An 18372-nucleotide genomic window follows, 5' to 3' on the forward strand; every position below is an offset into this window, starting at 1 on the left:
GTCTGATAGAAACCAAGATGCATTGCATCAAATTATTAGGCGATAAACTCCGTGCGAGAAACTTTCAAAGCCAAGTCAATGAGATTCATGCACGTGTGGCCGTATTAAATAAATTTACAGATTTAGGCCGACCTCACACCCAAGTTGCCACTTAAATTTAGATAACTTGGAAGAAGTTTAGCTTTTGAATGTTTGTGCAACAAAGCCGTTACCTATACAAAATCCAGTTTTGTTGTTGTAAACCTTATCACTTCATACCAAAAATAAGTTTCAAACCTAACACTGTCATCACCGTCCCTGCTGCGCGGTCAAATACGGCTTTAAACTTCAAATACACACGGCGCGGCTTTTCAGCAGACAATGCCACTGCAACCAACGAACACCAACCCGCATCAATAAAGAAACATAGGATAGGCAGTACATAATAGTAATAAGTTGGGATTTCTTTGGGTAAAAGTGCAGTAAAAATACTGGCTAGAACAATCGCAATTTTAGGGTTGGATAGCTGAGTAATTAAACCAGTCATAAAGGCACGGCGTAAAGTCATTGCTTTCGAGCTGGAATGATCTGCCTCAATTGGCTCTTTGGCATGTTTAATAATTTTAAACGCGAGCCAAAGCAAATAGATCCCACCACAAATTTTTAAGGCCAAATACGCTGACGGCACTGCCAACAAAAAGGCTTGTAAACCAAGTACAGCCAACAGACCAAAAACAGCTGCGCCTGTTCCTGTCCCCAGTGCGGTAAAGAGGCCATGCTTTCGAGAAATCGCAATCGAATTTTTTGCTACATAAATCGACGTCGGTCCAGGGCTCATTGCGCCTAACATTAATGCAAAGGCAATCGAGCCCAAAATCCAAAATGATTCCAAGAGTGACCTCTAAATTGAGAAAATTTATCAGATGCGATTTTACGCTAAACAAAGTTTTTACGATATTCACTTTATCAGTTATTTTTCACATTTATATCGTGATCAAGCCGTAGCGTGTACGTCCATTATATTTTTTAATGATAAATAAAAAAGCCTATTTTAAGGAAATTTGGCATAGGGCATAGTGAAAACAACAATAGAGCAATTGCTCAAAAATAAACTGCAACATCAGTTATTTAGATCATATTAAATTTTAATAAAAAGACAAATGTGTATTAAAAATAGCCATCATATGCTTATTTTTGATTACAAAATATAATGAGGGAATTACTTCCCTTTTCATACTTTTTTAATATATAAAAAGACTTACTATTTATAAGGTTTTATTTCTAAAAACCACATTTTTTAACTTCATAATTTTTAACATCATAATTAAAGGTGAACCATGCAAAATAAGAAGCGCCCCCCATTAGACGCGCAACAGTCCCATCTTTGGATCATTGGTGGTGGTATCGCAGGTATGGCTGCTGCTGCATTTGCGATCCGTGATGCCAAAGTCCCTACCAAAAATATCCATATTTTAGAAGAACTCGATATTTCAGGCGGCTCGATGGATGGCGGACATACACCGCATGCCGCGCAAGCTTGGGTAACACGTGGTGGGCGGATGCTGACCGATGAAACTTATTTGTGCCTATGGGACTTATTTTCTAGTATTCCATCTTTGGAAAATCCAGACATTTCTGTGCGTGAAGAATGTCGTGAGTTTAATGAAAAAGTAAAAACCCACGCCAATGCACGTTTAATTGATGCCAAACATGTCATTGCGGATGCAGCAAAGCTTGGTCTGAATACACTACATCGTGCACAGATGCTGCGCCTATTGGCTTCAAAAGAAGAAAAAATTGGCAGTCGCCGCATTGATGAGTTTTTTGATGAAGCCTTTTTTGAAACCAATTTCTGGCGCATGTGGCGCACGACTTTCGCTTTTCAAAAATGGCACAGTGCAGCAGAGTTAAGACGCTATTTCTTGCGTTTTATTCAAGAATTGCCACGCATTCATACCTTAGCTGGTGTGAAACGTACCAAGTACAATCAATATGACTCGATGATTCTGCCCCTACAGCGTTGGCTAGTCGCACAAGGCGTCGATGTACGTTTTGGACACTATGTCACAGATGCTGACTTCATTACCAATGCTGAAACTCAAAAGCGCCATGCCTCGCGACTATATGTACAATTGCCTGAAGGCTCAGAGCAAATTAATCTGAAAGCCAATGATTTAGCTATTTTCACTTTAGGCTCTATTACAGCAGACTCACGTTATGGTGGTAATCATGACGTGCCTGCCCTCATTCGTCATCGAGAAGATCATGGCTGGACACTTTGGGAAACACTGGCGCAAAAAGCCCCAGACTTTGGCCGTCCAATGACCTTTTATGGCAATGTCGATGAACATAAGTGGGAGTCTTTCACTCTGACCATGAAAGATGACGTGTTGCTTAAACGCATTATTGACTATACGGGGAATGAACCAGGCACAGGCGCACTGATGACTTGGTATGAGTCGGGTTGGCATTTATCCATAGTGGTTCCCGCACAGCCGCACTTTGCCGACTTACCTGAAGGCCTGTATACCTTATGGGGCTATGGCTTCCAAATTGACCATATGGGCGATTACATCAAGAAACCAATGTCCGAAGCCACAGGGCAAGAAATCCTAACAGAACTGATTAAACAGCTCGGTTTTGACGACATTTTAGATCATGTTTTGGCAACCACCCATGTAACCACTGCCATGATGCCATATGCTTCTGCCCTGTTTGCCTGCCGTAAACCGGGAGATCGTCCACAGGTGATTCCGCAAGGCTCACAAAACTTTGCTTTCCTTGGACAGTTTGTGGAAATTGAAGATGACGTGGTCTTTACTGTGGAATATTCAGTTCGTGGAGCGATGCTTGCCATTTATGAATTCTTTGGGGTGGAACGTGAAATCCCTGAAATTTACAACGGTCTGCTTGATCCGAAAGTCGGTTTGAAAGCTTTGGAAACCGTGTTCCACTAAGCTTTTAACAATAGTGATAAGAGCATGCTTCTGTGCTCTTATCATTTTTGAGCAAAATTTCACTTATTTGAATTACAAAACTCACTTGCAGCTTTGATTGCATAGAGGCAGCATTAGACTCATCTAAAACTTTAAAAATAAATCTATGAAACTAGCAGAAGCACTTTTATTGCGTAGTGACTTACAAACCAAACTCGCTTCTTTACAACAACGGATCAACAATAATGTGCTAATCCAAGAAGGCGATGAACTGAGTGAAGACCCCAATACGCTGATTGGTGAGGCCTTTAGTGTAAATACAGAGTTACATCATCTGATTGAAAGAATTCATGCGACCAATGCTCAAGCTAAAACCAGCACGGGTCAATCCATGCTCAGTGTTTTAAACACACGTGATTTGCTCACACAACAGCATCGTATTATTCAACAGGCCATCGACAGCTCACGACGTGAAAATGGTCGTTATAGTTCGAGTGAAATTCGCTGGGTTAAAACCATTACGGTTGCAGACTTGCAAAAACAAGCCGATGCAATTAGCCAGCAACTCAGGCAAAATAACTTAGAGATTCAAGCTTCAAATTGGCAAATCGAACTGATCTAGTCAATTTGAGCCACAACAGTTTGGGCATATTGGGCGAGTACAAGGCCTTTTATACGTTTGTAAGGCTTTAATTCAACAAACGTTTGCAGGAAGTAAGACGTCTACTTCACATTTTCACAAATCTGGCGTAGCACAATGCATCTTTTATACTGCACATCGCACCTTGCACCACCATGTACTGACAATATGCCTCCCTATTTTTACCTATTAGTAGGCATCAGCCTGTGGAGGCTTTTTCTGATTAAAAGCCATATCTTGTGATGGAAGTTTATAGTCACGATCATGCACAGGAACACCACCAATAATCATGGTACGAGCCTCAATTCTAGGCTGATTCAAATCCTTTTTTGCATCACACGCGGTCAGTTGAGTGAGCAATAAAACCAATACTAGGGTAGATAAGGTTTTCATCATAGCCCCTCATTTATCATTATTGTGCTTTCAGCATAGCACTTTTATTTTTCCAATCCTATCGACTTTGTTACAACTCTTATCCATCTACATGAGGGTTCTCTGTGAATTTTCTTTATAAAATAAATATCAATCATTCATAAATAAAACAATAACATGAATGATTTAGATTAGAAAAATACAAAGTAATTTACAAAATCTTACAGGATTGAATATTTACAACGGACACTTTTGTCCGTTAAATAATAGCACTTCCAAATTAAATGAAATAATCACCATGACCAGTCGTCAACAGCGTGCTGCACAAAACCGTGAAGAATTGCTGGAAGCCGCAGTTCAGGTTTTTCGTACACACGGGATCAATGCACCCTTACAGCAGGTAATTGATGCCGCCAATGTCGGACGGGCGACGTTTTATCGTAATTTTGATGACCGTCGTGCCTTAGTGATTGCACTCATGGAGCAAGCTTTGGAACGTCTCGCAGTTCGTGCAGAAGCATTTTCTCAATATGAAGATGGTTTTATCCGTTTAATTGAAAACCATGTCTATAACTTACCGTATTTAACTGCGCTGATGGAATATTGGCGGGTGATTGAGCGTAATGATCCCGTCATGGTCGATATCTACGCACGCCGCGATGCGATTTTACAACCTTTGATTGATCAAGCCATTCGCCACGGCGTATGTCGCCCTGATTTAACCACCCAAGATTACGCCATGATTACGGCCATTTTAAGGACTTCATTTCAAGGGCTGACCGATATAGAGCAACAACAACTCGCACAACGTGCGATTGAGCTCTTACTCAATGGCATTCGGGCATAAAGGTCACCACTCATGACACAGCCTCCGCGTTTACTCGAACCTGCGCCAAACTGGACAGCAGAAGAAAAGCCAACCCTGCCCGGCTCTCCTGCCGTGATCGCGCACTCCACACCTAAGCGCTTCATATATTTTTTTATTGGTTTATTTGTCGCACTGTCTGCAAGTCTCAGTAATGGTTTCATTACCGCAAATTTACCCTTAATTCAGGGTGAATATGGGCTAACACCCTCTGGGGTAGCATGGATCCCCGCAGCTTATGTGATGGCCAATGTCAGTGCGAACCTGATTCTGTTTAAAGCCCGCCAGCAATACGGTCTGCGTCTATTCTCTGAAATTGGCTTACTGATTTTTATTGTGGTTTTAGTTTTACACGTCTTTGTGCATACCTTTGAAATGGCCGTACTGGTACGTTTCATTAGCGGCATGGTTACAGCACCACTCAGCTCTTTAGGCATGTATTACATAATGCAGGCCTTTAAGCGGGAAAATTTTGGTCGCAGTATCTATTTGGCTTTAGGCTTCCAGCAGCTCGGTATTCCTTTGGCATGGATCATTTCTCCCTATCTCATTGACGTCAATAACTGGAATGTCCTGTATACCTTTGAAATTGGTTTAGCGCTGTGCTGTTTCGCAATGGTGGTGTCTCTTAAGCTCCCCCGCAGTTTAAGAATTGCTGTTTTTGAAAAGCAAGACTTCTTCACCTTTGCCCTGCTTGCGCCCGGTTTTGCCTTTTTGTGTATTGTGCTGACCCAAGGGCCTATCTTATGGTGGTTTGAAGTGAAATGGTTAGCCTATTTGCTCATTGCAGGGTTTTGCCTAATTGTGATTGGTTTGGTCTACGAGCATTATCGGGTCAATCCACTGATTATGACGCGTTGGCTGGGGACATCATCCACGCTTCGTTTTATCATCGGTGCCTTTGCTATTCGCTTCTTAATGTCGGAGCAAAGTTATGCTGCTGTGAGTTTTCTCAAAACGATGGGCATGGGCCCCGATCAATTTGTGCCGCTCTATGTGGTGATTTTTTTAGGCATTGTGTCTGGTACCTTATTTAGTGCGATTACTTTTTCACGTGAACGGATTATTTGGCACCTACTATTAGCAGAAGTTTTGGTGTTGATTGCTTGCGGGCTGGATTTTCACCTTACCAGTGATATTCGCCCTTCCAACTTCTACGGCAGTCAGTTTTTGGTGGGCTTTGCCAGTGGTGTATTTATTGGCCCACTCTTGATCACGGGGATCTTAAGCGCCATGCAAAAAGGCCCTACCCATATTGTCACATTCATTGTTTTATTTTCAGCGACTCAAACATTTGGTGGCTTAGTTGGTTCATCGTTTTACTCCACCTATCAACAAGTCCGAACCCAAAACTATCGTGCTGAGATGATTCAGCAACTCCCCGAAACCAATCCATTGATTGCACAGCGTCTTTTAGCGTATCAACAAAGTTCGCATAGTTACACGCTGGATCAACAATTAGAGCAACAACAAGCCTTAAAAAATTTAAATCAAGTGGTGACTCGAGAAGCTCAAGTGCGTGCCTATAACGATGTGATTAGCTTCAATGGCGTCGTTGCCATGCTGCTGTTGTTGTGGGGGACATTCCTGATTGCGCGGAATCAATATCAATTTCGGAAACAAGCGAAAATCGGTCCTGCCTAATGCCACTGCTCCCTATTTATTGAGAAATTGTTATGTCTGAAGATCAAAAACCAGTAGCTCCCGCTGAAACCACTGCAAGGTCTGAAAATGCCTCTCAGCCTGAACAGCCCGTGACAGCAACAACACCGATTACGCCGCCTTCAAGTAAACTGATTCCAACAGCAAAACGGACCTTGATTTTGATGTTTTTAGTACTGATCATCGGTATTGGCATCATCTTGTGGGCATGGAAAATTGGGCCATTTGACAGTGCCGCTGAGTCCACTGACAACAGCTATGTCAAAGGCAAAACCACGGTGCTTTCTTCGCAAATTAATGGCTATGTCAAAGATGTATTGGTCAGTGATTTTGATCACGTCAAAAAAGGACAGGTGTTGATGCATATTGATGCCACAACTTATGACCAAAAAGTCACTCAAGCAGAAGCTGGGGTGGATCAAGCGCAAAATAACCTATCTAATCAAAGCCAAAATATTGCACAGCGTAAAGCCGATATTGTGACGGCAGAAGCCAAAGTTGAACAAGCGCGAGCAGCGTACCAACTGTCATTAGCACAACAGCAGCGCTATCAACAGTTGGGCGACTCTGGTGCAGTGTCTAAATCGGAACAAGACAAAGCCTTTGCCGATACCCAAAATAATTTAGCTTTACTGCAACAAGCACAGGCCAATGTATTGGTGGCAAAAGAAGCGCTCAAAACCGCTCAAGTGGCTGAAACAGGACTCAAAGCACAAGTGACCAATGCCGCTGCGCAACTGGATCAAGCAAAAACCACCAAAAATTACAGCAGTATTATCGCCCCGATGGATGGACAACTGGGTGAAGTCAATCCACGTGTGGGACAATATGTGGCCGCAGGCACACAGTTGCTCTATCTGATTCCACAACAAACTTGGGTCACTGCCAACTTTAAAGAAACTCAAATTGCCAACATGAAAATTGGACAAAAAGCATGGTTCACGGTGGATGCCCTCAATCATCAGAAATTTACAGGTCATGTCGAGCAAATTTCCCCAGCGGCGGGTTCAGAGTTCAGTGTACTTAAAGCTGATAATGCGACAGGTAACTTTACTAAAGTGGTACAACGCATTGCGGTACGGATTGCAATTGATCCGAATCAAACGAGCATTGAAAATTTACGCCCAGGCATGTCCGTGATTAGTTCGGTCGATACCCACTCTGCACAGCGTTAATTCTGTGCAGAAACCACGACTTTTCACTTACACTAAGCACTCAACCTGATTGATTAAAGTCCTATGTTTGAACAGATTGCACAGTCCATTCCCTATCAGCACATCAGTGTTGGCGGGATCAATATCAGCATCAAACGTTTAGACTTGGTCCATCCACACATTTCAGGCAATAAATTTTTTAAACTGAAATACAATCTATTGGCGGCGCAGCAACAAGGCTATAAAAAACTGCTGACTTTTGGCGGTGCCTATTCCAATCATATTGCCGCGACGGCCTATGCAGCGCAGTTATTTGGTTTTGAGAGTCTAGGCATTATTCGGGGCGAAGAACTGGCAAGTAAACCTTTAAATACAACCTTAAATACAGCACAGCAATTCGGCATGCAGGTGCAGTTTGTAACGCGAGAAGTCTATCGGCAAAAGCAAAGCTCAGCCTACTTAGCTCAGTTGCAACAAGATTACCCTGATTATTATGTGATTCCCGAAGGCGGAAGCAATCCCCTTGCCATTCAAGGCTGCACAGAAATTCTCTCTGATGCTGATCGACAAAATTACGATCTGATCTGTTGTGCCGTAGGCACAGGTGGCACCATTGCAGGTCTCATTGAAGCCAGTCATTCACAGCAGCAAATTTTGGGCTTCTCCGCGCTCAAAGGGGACTTTTTGAGTCGAGAGCTAGAGCAACTGACTGAAAAACGGAATTGGCAAATTACCGATCAATATTGCTGTGGTGGTTATGCCAAAACCACCGCTGAACTCTTGCAATTTATTCGTGCGTTTGAGCAGCAATATGACATTCCACTGGAACAGATTTACACAGGCAAAATGCTGTTGGGTTTAACCGATTTAATTCAACAAGGTACATTCCCCAAAGATCATCGTATTTTAGTGATTCATTCAGGTGGGTTGCAAGGTCGTTTAGCCGCGCTTTAGATAGTCCTGAAAAAGCAAAAAAGATGGTCTATAATGCCCTGCTTTATTCTCCCGTGAGTGTGTCATGTCCGCAAATCAATATGATGTCTTAGTTTTAGGTGCAGGTGCATCTGGCTTAATGACAGCCTATATGGCAGCTCAACGCGGACGTAAAGTGGTGGTGGTAGAAAAAGCCAATAAAGTCGGCAAAAAAATTCTCATGTCAGGTGGGGGTAAATGTAACTTTACCAACCTCTATGTCGAGCCAAGCAACTTTATTTCACATAATCCACACTTTGTGATTTCAGCCCTCACTCGCTATACCAATTGGGACTTTATTGGCCTAGTATGTGAGTACGGCATTGAATATGAAGAGCGTAAACACGGTCAGCTTTTCACCCTAAAAGGTGCCAAAGAAATTTTAGCTATGCTGTTGAGCGAGTGTGAAAAAACAGGTTTGGTCGATATTAAAACCAACTGTGAAGTGAAAGCCATCACCGCACTCGATGAGCAAGGTTTTCAAATTGCCACGACACTAGGTTATTTTGAGGCTGAATCTGTCGTGGTTGCATCAGGTGGTTTATCCATTCCAACTTTAGGTGGTTCTGGCATTGGTTATGAAATTGCCAAACAATTTGACCACCATGTATATCCAACTCGCGCAGGTTTGGTGCCTTTTACCTTTTCAGATAGCTTTAAAGAAGTGACCACACGCTTAAGTGGCAATGCGGTCGATGCCACTTTATCGAATGACTTAAACGCTTTCACCGAAGCCCTTTTATTTACCCATCGTGGGCTCAGTGGGCCAAGCTCGCTACAGCTGTCGAATTATTGGGATGTGGGACAAAGCTTCAAAATTGACTTCTTGCCAAGTGTGGATTTGCACGACTATTTAAAAGCCAAGAAGCACAGTCAACCCAAAGCCCTGCTGCGTACTTTACTTGGTGAACATTTTCCTAAAAGTGTGGTGGTTGAACTGCAAAACCTCATTTGGCCTGAACTGGCTGAAACAGCGATTGGCCAACTGTCGGATGAGAAACTGGAGCACATTGCAACGCGCTTGCATGCGTTTGAAGTCAAACCATCAGGAACCGAAGGCTACCGTACTGCTGAGGTGACTTTAGGTGGCGTAGACACCACTGAAGTTTCATCGAAAACCATGGAAAGTAAAAAGCAAAAAGGCTTGTACTTTGTCGGTGAAATACTCGATGTTACAGGACATTTGGGAGGCTTTAACTTCCAATGGGCATGGTCATCTGCGCATGCCGCATCAGAATATGTCTAAGCAATGTACTTAAGCTATAAATTATTCCAAATAGTCCGTGCGTAGCAGTACGTACTGCTTTTGCTTCTGCTGACGGGCAAGTGCTAAGTCCATTTTCGCAATAGCAATATGGACATGGCTCGGATGGATCACTGAACGTTTCATCATCAATGTTTTTTTTAATATTTGTATCATCTGTTTTTTCCTTTTTAAACTGCAATTTATAAAAATAAATCGTGAAATGTCCATACAGCTATCACAAAAGTATAGGCATGTAAGTATTTCTAATTTATGAAATATCCATATTCCACATGCATCAAACATACCAAATTAAAGTTCATTCAACACTATAGACTTTTGTATTATTTTTCATCAGATTCAACCGCATCGCGTCCCTCAGTTGCCGCAGTCGGTATTCTTTCAGCATTGGTCTGTGTTGTCTCACTGGTCTTGGTTTTTGCAAATACAAATTTATAAGCACTCACAAAAAATCCAACCGTAATACCTGCAATGATGATTGGGGCAAAATATTTATTTGGGGTTTTTTTTGACATCAGTTTACTCCAATAAAAAACACCAACCGCCATCAGCGGTCGGTGTTTAGTGCGATTAATTTAGTCTGGATCTTTGGGGTGAACGTCAATATCTTGTTCAGCTTCACCCGTTGAACCAAAAGGTTTATTTAAAGGTTTATGCGCAGGATCGACCTCTGCTGTAGTTGGAATATCATCTGCATGTTGATATTCCTCTGCAACCGTTGGTGTATCCATTTGCTCTTTCAGTGAGGCATGCTCTTCTTTGCCCTGTCCTGATTGCGTGCTTTCAGCTTTGGCCTGATAAAGTGGATTCGGTTGCGTACCTTCTTTTTTGGCTTTATCTAACAAATCGGTCAAAACCCGTTCCGCAGGTTGACGCCCACCGAGACCAAAAGCCAGTGCAAATGCAATGGCAACGGCCCCAAGCGTTAAGCCAAAAGCCAAATTCACAATGGAATCTGCGATACCCATTGCACGCAAGCCCATCGCCAATACCAAGCCAATGATCAAGACACGAACAATGTTCGCCACCCAACGAGAGCTGTTGTATTCACCACGCTCAATCACCTGTGCAACCAAGTTCGCCAGCCAGAAGCCCACGCCCAGAATGACTGCACCCAATAGGATGTTTGCACCAAACTGGATAAACATCGCAATCAAACCACTAATCTGTTCAAAACCGAGCCGATTTGCCGCCTCAGAGACCGCAAATAACATGGTAAAGAACACAATGAAATAACCCACGACGCAAGACGCTTTGGTGTTTCCTAAGAAACGTTGCAAGCCAACTTTGCTTGGAATGTCATCTACACCTGTTCCCGACAAGACTTCAACCACAAGGCTTGCAACAAAACGTGACACTACATAGGCCAAAATTAAAATTAATGCCGCCGCAATGATGTGCGGAATCGCATTCATGATTTCATACAACATGGCCGTCGCAGGTTGAGAAATTGCATCAATCCCTAAAGCTTCAAACGCAATAATCAGCGCTGTGATAATGACGATTGCAAAAACAAAAGATCCGAGCACTTTAGCCAAATCTGAGTTTTTAAACAGTCCTACTTTTTCAACCTGTTTTTGTACATCTAGGCTTCTCAATAAACCCTCAATAATGCCCCGTACAATTTTTGCCAGAATATAGCCCGCAAAAACAATTACACCCGCAATAAAGATATTTGGCAGATACAGTACGGCTTCATTGACCATATTTTGGATCGGAAAGAGCAGCCCAGTCAGACCGAGTATCGAGAAAACAATGGGTAAGAATAGTAATAAAATCAGCCAATAGACAATTTCACTGATGTTTTGACTCAGCGTACTGACTCCGACATCCTGGCTGAGCTTTTCATCTAGCTGAGTCCGATCCAGTCCTTTTTGTAAACCCACTTTGACCAGCTTTGCCACAATCCAGCCAATAAAACCCACAGCAACAGCAGCCAGTAGTTGTGGAATAAACAACAAGAACTGTTGAACCATATTACTAAATGGCCCACTTACACTGGTGAGATTGAGAACATTGAGTGCACCAATCACCGCAATAATCAAGATGAGCCAAAACACAACTCGAGAGATAATATTTTCAATATTTGAGTGATGGCCGGTAGCACTGGAAAGTTTTTGGTTGGTCCCGAGTTTGGTTAAAACCTTTTTCACAGCACCTGCAATCAATAATGCAATAATCCAACCAATGATCAGGATGGCGATTGCGGACAGGATCGGGTGAAACTGGTCCCAATAATACATCGCATCAAATCGACCCTGATGCCCTACATAATCATTCATTTTGTTCTCCCTCTTGTTGTGTCTACATCACAGCGACCTTTGCTCAACTACAGATTTTAGTTTTGAAGTAATTGTCTGCCATGAGGTATGAATGAGAAATGGAATACCTTTTGATGACTGCTAAAGAAAAAACCCCTGTACACTACAAGGGCTTTAGTCACATTTAGCGGTCTGTTGCAGTCGCCGTATTGCTATCGTTGGCTGTCGCTTCGTCACCTGCTGTTGCAGTGGTACTGTTATTTGGTGTTGCAGGCTCTGCACTCGGATTCGGATGTCCTGGAGGCGCCTCATTCGGATTTGGCTTGGTATCTGCAAACATATAAAATAATAATGCGATTAAGAAAATTCCGACCAATGCCAATATATACAAGGGCACGCGTTTTTTCTTCTGCCGCTCCTCTGGCGTTTGTACATGGGACGGTTTATTGAAATCATGTGGCATAGCTCGCCCTCAATTTTCTATTATCAAGTTGTCGAATTTTCATACTAACAACTGCTTGTGTAGCATTGTGTTTCAAAGCATAGTGAGATAGTAAACAAACGCTTTATTTTAATCTAAGTTATTATTTTTTATATTTTTAAAAACAGTAACTCGTCTGTCAATTCAGTGTTAAAAGTCATATAAAAAGTATTTCATATAGGCATAGACAAAAAGAGTCTGGCGAACAGCGCTCTTCAACTGAATTTGCGCTATAATTATGCACCTTGTTTTAGCTGTTTTTGGACTTTATGGCATATCGTCAACAAAGTGTAACGCTTGATTTAGACACTGATGTTACGCACCAATGTCATTTGCACTACACGCGAGACCAACATCTTATTGGTATTATTGAATTTTCTAAGCCTAGTTATATTCTAAAATGGGGCGATCTGGAGTTTTTCCGTCGTCGTACTGAAGAGTTTTCAGTGATGCCTTTTCCTGAATGTGTCAATGCCATGATTATTGACATTCGAAATGTGCAAGCCTTTTTAGACAATGAAACACCCATCATTCCTTGGCGCTTACTGGAAGAAGAATGTCCTGTGCGTTTAGTTGTCCCTCAAGACCGTTTAGATCACTATATTGGACTGTTTGAGCCAACATGGCTGACGACGGATATTGAAACGGCTATTTCTGAAATCCGTGAATATATGGATATGTTTGTGCACTAAGCACTTCTTGATACACACCTGCTCATCTCCTCCCCTTGCGATTGTGCCCCGTCATTTGTTCATAACGTACAGTCGCTTTTATTTTTTAATCCTCTGCGGAAAACGTAGGACAGTAAACCGAATCTAACTGACCTTTATATACTGCGTCCTAAAACGGATCATCTTCAAAATAAAGCACTTTTCTTTGCTATTGCAGTTTTAGGATGTTCTACACGAACAAAATCCATTCTGTCATGCATCCATAACGATACGCATAGCCAACCCTGTGGCATTAGACATTAGCCTAATAAAATGAATTAGAAAACTTGAAATGGCACGCATTATGCATAATTTTCTTTTTAATATCAGAGGAATATAGCGATGCACTTATTTAAAGCATTATTAACAAAATATTAAAAATCCCACTTGAGCAGCAAAAGCAATCTCGATTAAGATGCAGACTAAGCTGTAAAAAAATACCATAAAAAGAACATCTTTTGCACAGAATAAAGCTTTAACCCAATTCTGACGTTTTTGATAAAAACAATGCAATTGATGCTGCAAACAAAAGGAGTTTGTACATGACCATGCAACGTAATCTTTCTGCCTTATTTTGTGCAAGTGCACTTGCGCTGAGCCTCAGTGCATGTAGCGACAACAAAGCACCTGCAACGGATGCAGCTAGCACTGGCGCAGATGCTTCACAGTCAGGCACTTTAGATAAGATTAAAAAATCAGGAACCATTGTTTTAGGTTACCGTGACTCCTCTATTCCATTCTCCTATATCGCAGACAACCCAAATCAACCAGTCGGTTATGCACATGATTTACAGCTCAAAGTGGTTGAAGCTGTTAAACAAAAGCTGAATATGCCTGATTTGAAAGTTCGCTATAACTTAGTCACCAGCCAAAACCGTATTCCATTGGTTTCAAATGGCACAGTCGATCTTGAATGTGGTTCAACTACAAACAACAAAGAACGCCAGCAACAAGTTGATTTTTCTGTGGGCTTCTTTGAAGTGGGTTCACGTTTACTTACTGCAACCGATTCAGGTGTGAAGGACTTTGCTGACTTAAAAGGCAAAAAATTAGTAACGACAGCAGGAACAACCTCTGAACGCTATATCCGTCAGCATGAAAAAGAACTTGGTATTGGTGAAGTGATTTCTGCTAAAGACCATGCTGAATCATTCTTAATGCTCCAAAGCGGTCGTGCTGCTGCGTTTATGATGGATGACATTTTACTTGCTGGAGAAAAATCGAAAGCCAAAGATCCAAACAAGTGGCACATTGTTGGTACAGCACCAATTCAAGAAGTTTATGGCTGTATGTTGCGTAAAGGTGACACAGGCTTTAAGCAAGTGGTTGATGATGCAATTAAAGCCACTTATAGCTCAGGTGAAATTAACAAGATGTACAACAAATGGTTTGAACAACCAATTCCACCGAAAAACATTAACCTGAACTTTGCTATGTCAGACCAACTTAAAGCCTTAATTGCAAACCCACATGACCGTGATCAGTAAACGATAAGGGAAAGATTAATGTTCACTCAGGCAAAGTTTCTTTGCCTGACCTATTTTAGGGGATTGTCATGAATTATACCTGGAACTGGGCCGTCCTTTGGCAATCCACAGGCGTCGGAGATAGCACCTATCTCAGTTGGATTTTGATTGGTTTAGGCTGGCTGTTTGTTATTGCCATTGTGGCTTGGAGCATTGCAATGGTGCTCGGAAGTATTCTCGGCATTATGCGCACGCTTCCCAATAAAACCGCACGTGCCATCGGCACTGGTTACGTCACCATTTTTCGTAATGTACCGCTACTGATCCAATTATTTATTTGGTTTTATGTGGTGCCGAATTTCTTACCTGGTCCGATTAAGTCATGGTGGATTAATGATTTAAGTGCAGGAACAACAGCGCTGATTTCAGCCAGTATTGGTCTTGGACTGTTTACCGCAGCACGTGTCTGCGAACAAGTCCGCACAGGTATTGAAGCCTTACCGACAGGACAGGTGAATGCAGGTTATGCCATGGGGTTTAGTACCGCACAACTATACCGCTATGTCATTTTACCGCAGTCCTTCCGTACGATTTTGCCGCCTCTGAGCTCAGAGTTGACCAACTGCGTCAAGAATACTTCTGTGGCCTCTTTGGTTGGGGTCTCCGAGATTATTTCTCAGATGAAAACCATCAGCGAATATACACAGAACACCATCGAAATCTATACCTATGTCACGATTATTTTCATCGTTATCAACGTGTGCCTAATTACCTTAATGACGCTGCTTGAAAAACGCTTACGTGTCCCAGGTTTAATTGCAGGAGCTAAATAATGGAATGGCTCACCGCATTTACCCATGATTTGCAGTTATCTGCACCTGCCCTATGGAATGGCTCACCGCATTTACCCATGATTTGCAGTTATCTGCACCTGCCCTATGGCATGGTTTAAGCATCACTTTAAAAGTGGTCTGTATTGCCACCATTGGCGGTATTTTCATTGGCACGCTGTTGGCACTGATGCGTTTGTCTTCAATTCGCATCTTGAATTTAATTGCCCAAGGCTATGTCAATTTATTCCGCTCGATTCCTCTGCTGTTGGTATTGATGTGGTTCTACTTTGCTGTACCGTTCATCTACACCACAGTCACGGGAAATTACCTGACCATTGATACCGCTTTGGTCTCAAGTATTGTGGCGTTCATGCTGTTTGAAGCGGCTTATTTCTCGGAAATTGTACGTGCAGGGATTCAATCGATTCCTAAAGGACAGTCTGCCGCGGCTTATGCACTAGGCATGACCTATGGTCAGTCCATGCGCTTAATCATTTTGCCGCAAGCCTTTCGTAAAATGACACCGCTGCTGTTACAGCAAACCATCATCTTGTTCCAAGACTCGACCATGGTGTACGCCATTGGCCTACTCGACTTTTTCCGCACCAACTACGTGCGGGGCGATTTGATGTCTCTATTAACACAATATATTTTATTTGCAGGCCTAGTGTATTTCACCATCAGTATGCTAGCCACATATGCAGTAAAACGATTACAAAGGAGGTTAAGCGTATGAGCGACCAAAAAGTAATGATTGACCTCCAAAATGTCAGTAAATGGTATGGCGATTTTCAAGTGTTAACCGATTGCACCACACAAATTTGTCAAGGTGAAGTGGTGGTGGTCTGTGGTCCATCAGGCTCAGGAAAATCGACCCTGATTAAAACAGTGAATGGACTGGAAGCCTTCCAACAAGGTCAAATCACAGTCGATGGAATTCCCATCAAAGACCCGAAAACAGATTTGACCAAATTACGCAGTCGCGTAGGCATGGTGTTTCAGCATTTCGAGTTGTTTCCACATCTCAGCATTACTGAAAATTTAACCATTGCCCAAATTAAAGTATTGGGACGCTCTGAAGCTGAAGCGAAAAAGAAAGGCTTAGGCTATTTAGAACGGGTTGGGCTGAGTGCACATGCACATAAATTTCCAGCACAACTTTCAGGTGGACAACAACAACGTGTCGCAATTGCCCGTGCATTAAGCATGGATCCGATTGCCATGTTGTTTGATGAGCCTACATCGGCGCTTGACCCTGAAATGATTAATGAAGTTCTTGATGTGATGGTCGAGTTGGCACATGAAGGCATGACCATGATGTGTGTCACCCATGAAATGGGCTTTGCCCGCCAAGTGGCCAACCGTGTGTTGTTTATGGATCAAGGTAAAATTGTCGAAGACTGTAGCAAAGATGATTTCTTTAACACCAAACGTGGTGATCGTGCTCAACAGTTCTTAGACAAGATCTTGCACTAGCACAGACGTGTTATCCCACATTAAAAAAGCAGATCACACGATCTGCTTTTTTAATTCACGCTCTAGTCTAAAACCAAGCGCGCATTGGTGGCTTGAACAGGACGATTATTCGGATACCCCATCAGTGCAGCGAAGTTTGCGATTTGCTGTGCTGATGCCTGCTGAATATCTTTTAAGACCACCCAACGTACACCTTCAGTACACGGTGGTGTCGTGAGCGAACCATTAAAACGGTAGTACTCGCGATGTGTCGGCAGAAATTGATCTGCGTTTAAATTGAATACTTTCTGGGGGTGCCTGTACTGCTGCCACAGTCCATCAAGTGCTTGATTCTTTTCCCCTTGTTCATACATCATCGCAATCACAGTCAGCTCGCCTTTTTCAGAAGCATGGACTAAATGTAATTCCATCGGAAAGCTTTTGCCGTGAACCGTATTTTCTGAAGGGCTATGTAAATGCATTTGCAATAATTGAAATCGTTCTCCCTCTAAACTTAAATAACTGCCTTGATGAAAATTGGCTTGTAAAGTATGAGGGAGCTTCACGATACTCGTTGCAGCCGTTTTATAATCAAAATCAAATGGCGCAAGGTCTGCTGAAATAACATGCTCAATATTAATAGGCGATTGATTATGCCCCGCACAAGTTTGGTATTTGCTATTGAGCTGACTCCAATACTGCGGTGCTGTTTGTGCTTGATAACCCCAATCCGAAGTTACTTCACTACTGGCCCAAGCCATCACACATGGGAGACCAAACAATGTTGCTATTAGTTTTTTCTTCATCATAATCCATCAAAAAATATCAGTTTAAAATGCCCCAATATCCTCTAAGAAATCACGCTCAAGCAGCAAAACCTAAAATGCCAATTCTGCTGCTTGTCTTTGTTTTTTGTGCAAACTCTGTAATCATGACTTTTCAGCAAAAAGCCAATATTGCCCGACTATTTTGTCTCGTTGTAGATGTAAAACGATGAAATAGGACTGATCATATATGACAATAATTACAATTAATTACATATAGTTATGTGATTATTCAGGTTTTATCTATGATAAATTAAAATAAGAATGAGAAAATACAAATCATGTTTAAAAACTTTCACTGATGCACAATCAGCACGCACATTTCATGGCATGAGCGTTCCAAAAGAGAACAAAGCAACGGAGACTCAGCTCACAATAGCTGCTAACCGAATTTTTTTATCATTTTTTTGTGTTGCTACTTTTTGGGTTTCACTCAAAAGACAAAATATACACCTGTATATTTAAAATAAAGAAAATTAGATAAACATAATATATTCA

The 18372-nt window shown here is 42.1% G+C and carries 19 protein-coding genes and 1 pseudogene; 13 read left to right on the forward strand and 7 right to left on the reverse strand.

The genetic code is table 11. The annotated features are described in order from the left end of the window. Positions 1–155: pseudogene (locus HYI04_RS10360) on the forward strand (IS5/IS1182 family transposase); the annotation flags it as partial. Between the two features lie 92 nt (positions 156–247). On the opposite strand, the gene HYI04_RS10365 reads toward HYI04_RS10360, so the two are convergent. Next, a complete protein-coding gene (locus tag HYI04_RS10365; RefSeq protein WP_004981207.1) occupies positions 248–871 on the reverse strand; it encodes a LysE family translocator in 624 nt (207 codons plus the stop codon). Positions 872–1316: 445 nt separating this feature from the next. On the opposite strand from HYI04_RS10365, the gene HYI04_RS10370 reads away from it, so the two are divergent. Further along, positions 1317–2936, forward strand: a complete 1620-nt coding sequence (locus tag HYI04_RS10370; RefSeq protein WP_159153209.1) for an oleate hydratase — start codon at positions 1317–1319, stop codon at positions 2934–2936. 145 nt (positions 2937–3081) lie between these two features. Further along, positions 3082–3537, forward strand: a complete 456-nt coding sequence (locus tag HYI04_RS10375; RefSeq protein WP_159153208.1) for a DIP1984 family protein — start codon at positions 3082–3084, stop codon at positions 3535–3537. A 207-nt stretch (positions 3538–3744) separates the two neighbouring features. Here the strand turns inward: HYI04_RS10375 and HYI04_RS10380 are convergent, their stop codons facing one another. Continuing rightward, positions 3745–3948: an NF038215 family lipoprotein gene (locus HYI04_RS10380; RefSeq protein ID WP_159153214.1), complete on the reverse strand. Its 204-nt coding sequence runs from the start codon at positions 3946–3948 to the stop codon at positions 3745–3747. Positions 3949–4225: 277 nt separating this feature from the next. On the opposite strand from HYI04_RS10380, the gene HYI04_RS10385 reads away from it, so the two are divergent. The 5 genes from HYI04_RS10385 (at position 4226) to HYI04_RS10405 (ending at position 9826) form a co-directional block, all read left to right on the forward strand. Continuing rightward, complete coding sequence (locus HYI04_RS10385; RefSeq protein WP_058869137.1) at positions 4226–4774, forward strand: TetR/AcrR family transcriptional regulator; 549 nt, start codon at positions 4226–4228, stop codon at positions 4772–4774. A 12-nt stretch (positions 4775–4786) separates the two neighbouring features. Further along, positions 4787–6436, forward strand: coding sequence for an MFS transporter (locus HYI04_RS10390; protein WP_159153207.1), 1650 nt, complete (start codon positions 4787–4789; stop codon positions 6434–6436). Between the two features lie 32 nt (positions 6437–6468). Then, complete coding sequence (locus HYI04_RS10395; RefSeq protein WP_159153206.1) at positions 6469–7629, forward strand: HlyD family secretion protein; 1161 nt, start codon at positions 6469–6471, stop codon at positions 7627–7629. Between the two features lie 63 nt (positions 7630–7692). Further along, entirely contained in the window at positions 7693–8562 is an 870-nt protein-coding gene (locus HYI04_RS10400; protein WP_159153205.1) for a 1-aminocyclopropane-1-carboxylate deaminase/D-cysteine desulfhydrase, read from the forward strand. A 64-nt stretch (positions 8563–8626) separates the two neighbouring features. Next, positions 8627–9826 carry an NAD(P)/FAD-dependent oxidoreductase gene (locus HYI04_RS10405; RefSeq protein ID WP_159153204.1) on the forward strand — a complete coding sequence of 400 codons (1200 nt, stop codon included), beginning with the start codon at positions 8627–8629 and terminating at the stop codon, positions 9824–9826. Positions 9827–9847: 21 nt separating this feature from the next. Here the strand turns inward: HYI04_RS10405 and HYI04_RS10410 are convergent, their stop codons facing one another. The 4 genes from HYI04_RS10410 to HYI04_RS10425 all read right to left on the reverse strand — a co-directional run bounded on the left by HYI04_RS10410 (position 9848) and on the right by HYI04_RS10425 (position 12568). Next, on the reverse strand, positions 9848–10000 hold the full coding sequence (locus HYI04_RS10410) for a hypothetical protein (protein ID WP_171519357.1): 153 nt from the start codon (positions 9998–10000) through the stop codon (positions 9848–9850). 167 nt (positions 10001–10167) lie between these two features. Further along, entirely contained in the window at positions 10168–10359 is a 192-nt protein-coding gene (locus HYI04_RS10415) for a hypothetical protein (RefSeq protein WP_159153203.1), read from the reverse strand. A gap of 60 nt (positions 10360–10419) precedes the next feature. Then, on the reverse strand, positions 10420–12126 hold the full coding sequence (locus HYI04_RS10420) for a mechanosensitive ion channel (protein WP_178896130.1): 1707 nt from the start codon (positions 12124–12126) through the stop codon (positions 10420–10422). 163 nt (positions 12127–12289) lie between these two features. Continuing rightward, positions 12290–12568 (reverse strand): hypothetical protein, encoded by a 279-nt coding sequence (locus tag HYI04_RS10425; RefSeq protein ID WP_004694569.1) that lies wholly within the window; start codon positions 12566–12568, stop codon positions 12290–12292. Between the two features lie 287 nt (positions 12569–12855). Here HYI04_RS10425 and HYI04_RS10430 point away from each other — a divergent pair, with 287 nt between their 5' ends. From HYI04_RS10430 to HYI04_RS10450, 5 genes are all read left to right on the forward strand, one after another. Next, a complete protein-coding gene (locus HYI04_RS10430) occupies positions 12856–13278 on the forward strand; it encodes a hypothetical protein (protein ID WP_004694572.1) in 423 nt (140 codons plus the stop codon). A gap of 560 nt (positions 13279–13838) precedes the next feature. Continuing rightward, positions 13839–14783, forward strand: coding sequence for a transporter substrate-binding domain-containing protein (locus HYI04_RS10435; RefSeq protein WP_010326225.1), 945 nt, complete (start codon positions 13839–13841; stop codon positions 14781–14783). Between the two features lie 68 nt (positions 14784–14851). Then, the gene (locus tag HYI04_RS10440) at positions 14852–15595 is read left to right on the forward strand and encodes an amino acid ABC transporter permease (protein ID WP_159153201.1); all 744 of its coding nucleotides are present in this window, start codon (positions 14852–14854) and stop codon (positions 15593–15595) included. A 52-nt stretch (positions 15596–15647) separates the two neighbouring features. Then, positions 15648–16331 carry an ABC transporter permease subunit gene (locus tag HYI04_RS10445; RefSeq protein WP_062034370.1) on the forward strand — a complete coding sequence of 228 codons (684 nt, stop codon included), beginning with the start codon at positions 15648–15650 and terminating at the stop codon, positions 16329–16331. Between the two features lie 14 nt (positions 16332–16345). Continuing rightward, positions 16346–17071: an amino acid ABC transporter ATP-binding protein gene (locus tag HYI04_RS10450; RefSeq protein WP_010326224.1), complete on the forward strand. Its 726-nt coding sequence runs from the start codon at positions 16346–16348 to the stop codon at positions 17069–17071. A gap of 62 nt (positions 17072–17133) precedes the next feature. Here the strand turns inward: HYI04_RS10450 and HYI04_RS10455 are convergent, their stop codons facing one another. Continuing rightward, positions 17134–17856 carry a carbonic anhydrase gene (locus tag HYI04_RS10455; protein WP_159153213.1) on the reverse strand — a complete coding sequence of 241 codons (723 nt, stop codon included), beginning with the start codon at positions 17854–17856 and terminating at the stop codon, positions 17134–17136. Positions 17857–18372 lie beyond the last annotated feature (516 nt).

The organism is Acinetobacter sp. SwsAc2 (assembly GCF_013391465.1).
Classification (GTDB): Bacteria; Pseudomonadota; Gammaproteobacteria; order Pseudomonadales; family Moraxellaceae; genus Acinetobacter; species Acinetobacter johnsonii.